The organism is Cytobacillus sp. EB106-05-05-XG126 (genome assembly GCF_058791715.1).
In genome coordinates, this window is record NZ_JBYTDU010000037.1 from 1 (window position 1) to 3,177 (window position 3,177).

General features: G+C 31.2%; 3 protein-coding genes. 1 reads left to right on the forward strand and 2 read right to left on the reverse strand.

The genetic code is table 11. The annotated features are described in order from the left end of the window. The first annotated feature begins 255 nt into the window (after positions 1–255). On the forward strand, positions 256–621 hold the full coding sequence (locus AC3WTL_RS25595; RefSeq protein WP_034297899.1) for a hypothetical protein: 366 nt from the start codon (positions 256–258) through the stop codon (positions 619–621). A gap of 746 nt (positions 622–1,367) precedes the next feature. On the opposite strand, the gene AC3WTL_RS25600 is transcribed toward AC3WTL_RS25595, so the two are convergent. Next, the gene (locus AC3WTL_RS25600) at positions 1,368–1,883 is read right to left on the reverse strand and encodes a hypothetical protein (RefSeq protein WP_009336161.1); all 516 of its coding nucleotides are present in this window, start codon (positions 1,881–1,883) and stop codon (positions 1,368–1,370) included. A gap of 894 nt (positions 1,884–2,777) precedes the next feature. Further along, complete coding sequence (locus tag AC3WTL_RS25605; RefSeq protein WP_492370276.1) at positions 2,778–2,975, reverse strand: hypothetical protein; 198 nt, start codon at positions 2,973–2,975, stop codon at positions 2,778–2,780. Positions 2,976–3,177 lie beyond the last annotated feature (202 nt).

Here is a 3,177-nt window from a genome sequence, read left to right on the forward strand (position 1 = left end):
CATATTTTTAGGATACCACACAACAAAAAGCAATTTAAATGAAAAAAGTTGACAAACTATTAGCTGGTTTTGTTGAATAAGAAAAAGCCGCCTGATTCGCAGCTGTTCTTGAACAGTGTAAAGTGAAAATAATGTTGTTTAATTTACATTAAAGCCATAAAAAATAATAAAGATGTTGAATTTTTATTAATCTAAAGATGCAAAAGGCGTATTATGCGTTAAATTAAGTGTAATTAGTATGTAGAGGTGCGACTGATGAACTCGTTGAATAAGTTTTTTGAAAAAAAAACATTAGTATTTTTAACTATATTTCTTATTGGTCTTTTTCTCTTTTCCTTTGGGTTTTCGTACATTTTCGTATTTGTTCAATCTCCTATAGGAATAATCAGTAGTGAGCATTCTTCTGATTGGTTGCTATGGATAGGGAGTTTCATTGGTGGGGCAATTGGTGGTATTTTTGCCTTCTTTGGAATAAAGATAACTTTAGAAAATCAAAGAAAGGAAATACAATTCGAAAACAAAAAAAAGGCCCTCCCTTATATTGATGTAAAAGCCAGTAATTATGATTATAAGTATAAATATATTCAATTTGATTTCTGTTTTACAGAAGAGGGAACGTAAAGATATAACTGATACAGCAAAAATAACTATAGCTTTGGAGAATGTAGGACTAAGGGAATTGTATGATTTGTATATCGGTGATATTGAATCAACATATTTTAAGGCTACGGCAGATTACTTTTACACAAGTCCAATAGTCTATTGCAACAAATTTATGGAACTAAATCTCTATTTTTATGAAAAAGGTTCCTATGATAATGATAATTTAGAAAGTCGTCATCACACGCTTATTTCCCCACTTATTTTTAAATGCTATTTTAGAGATTGCTATGACAATTGGTATTATCAGAAGTTTAGCATTTCGTTAATGCATTCAATAACTCCAGACGTTAGTGTAGATCAACGAGCGCTAAATATTAATTTTGAGAGGTATGAGATATTGTCTCAACCAATCGAAATCCCTGAAGAAGATTTACCGTGGAAGAATGGGAAATCAGTTTGTCATTGCTAAAAATGAATGAATAAATTTTAAATATTAGTTAAACCACTTTATTATCTTTTTAATGAATGAAATTTGTATGGACTAATACGGTATTAAACAACTTTTAAGAGCCTTATTACATTTCGTATGTAGTAAGGCTCTTGTTTTTTATAACAATATTAAATGTAGTGTAGTGCTTTCAAAATTAACCATAATGATTAAACAAAGAAAAAATCCCTGATATCGGTCAAAAAGCAGGGGTTTTTGCATTTTAATGGACTTAGGGAAATGAATAAACTATTGCTGCTTGTTTAAAGCACAATAATTAGTAAGGATGTTGGTCATTATATTTCATACTTTTTAAGAAATCTATTTTTCTAATATCTTTATTATTATTATTATCTGCTCGATAACTGTCCTTAGATGAAGACTGGTAGACACGTAAATATTGATCAGGATTTAGTAAATAATACTTTACGTCTTCCTTTTGATGGATTTTTAAATCCTCTAATTGTACCCCTGCGAAATTCGGTAAAGTATCAATAATACCAAACTCAACTGATAACCCCTCTTTAAAGAACTCATGTTCATGCAAATCAATTAGGCAATATTCCATTGAATTCATGATTTTCACAATATCAATCCAGTTATGTATAGATAATTCAGGCGGCACTTCCCATCCTCTTTTATCACCAGGTACATGAATATCTATGTCTTGAGCATCCCAACTCTTTCCTGTTATGACTTCTAAACCAACCGAACCCATTAACAATGGAATAATATCAATATCATTTAGTTTTTTTGCAATTTTAATAAACTCATCAAACTTGTGATTATCCATTTGCTCCTTCACCTTCCCCGATTTCACCATAACTATATTTTACAAACCTGTTTGTCAGTTCAATAACACAGGCTCTTGCTCTTGTTTTTCTTCTAATTCATATACTTCATCCCACTCTATTCCACAAGCCGCTGCATGTATTTTAGGATCGTATTTCTGGTCATTTTTTAAAAGTGTATAGGATAAATTTCAATTACCCATTTCTGCCTTCCTACTAGATGTTCAGTTACTATCAAAAATAATTAAGTGATGTGAGCGCTATATCCTACATTAAGTTATTGCTGACGTACCATCCTAATAGCCAACCAAAGATTCCGCTTATTATTCCTAAAAAAATCATTGTTGCCCCTTGCTTATCCCCCTTGTAATCTCGCCTTATTACAACTCCTATGCAAATAGGGAAAAACAATAGCATAGGCGGCATTAAGTTAAAAGTTAATAAGATGACAGATAACCACCCAATTGTTAGGAGTATACCTTTACCATTTTTTTGTTCACTTCCCATCAACTCACCTCAATTCATATCCTAATTTTTACATTTATTACTCATTCTATCATATAGAAAGCTTTGAAATTATAATTCTTTGATTATCTAATCAGCTCCGATACTTTGATAAGAAAAAGTAGTTCATATTTATTGAAGAATCACAAGTATAAAAGAATATGTGCCCATTAATAAAACAGGGCCTTTTAAGCTATGATAATAGATTGTTATTAAGAAGTCTTATATTCCTAACAACTGACTAAACCGTTGCTAAATCTTTATTCACTAAAAGGGATTTGTGACGAAAAAAACTCTATAAACTAAAAAATGGCTTGCCAAAACTATTGTAGTTAGCAAGCCATTTTTATTGCCATTTATTTGATATGCACTTCAAAACGAAACTTTTTTCATTATGAGATAAATTCTACAAAGGAAGGGATACGTAATTTATTTTCTTTTGTCAGGTTACGATATTTTACCTTTGCCTTTATTTTTGGTTCCAGGAAAATAAAGTCCTTGTTTTCATCAACTACATAATTACGGTACTCTTGATAAAACTTTTTCCTCGCTGCAGGAACCATGAACTCCATTAATCCAACAGGTCTCATTTTTTTCCCCTCTTCCAAGCTTAGAAGGAGTCCAAATTCGTTTTTTCTCAATCCTGTAATGTAAACATCAGCGAAAGAGTAATTGATGACTTTAAGCCAATTATGAGACCTATTTTTAATTTTATATAAGGAGCATTCCTGTTAGAAGAATTTTCGGGGACTTGAACAAAAAAGAGCCCTCTTGGTATGATACGGGGTGTCA

Coding starts and splice junctions, on each gene's coding strand:
- AC3WTL_RS25595 (WP_034297899.1), top strand. CDS start 256: ATGAACTCGTTGAATAAGTTTTTTGAAAAAAAAACATTAGTATTTTTA.
- AC3WTL_RS25600 (WP_009336161.1), bottom strand. CDS start 1,883: ATGGATAATCACAAGTTTGATGAGTTTATTAAAATTGCAAAAAAACTA.
- AC3WTL_RS25605 (WP_492370276.1), bottom strand. CDS start 2,975: ATGAGACCTGTTGGATTAATGGAGTTCATGGTTCCTGCAGCGAGGAAA.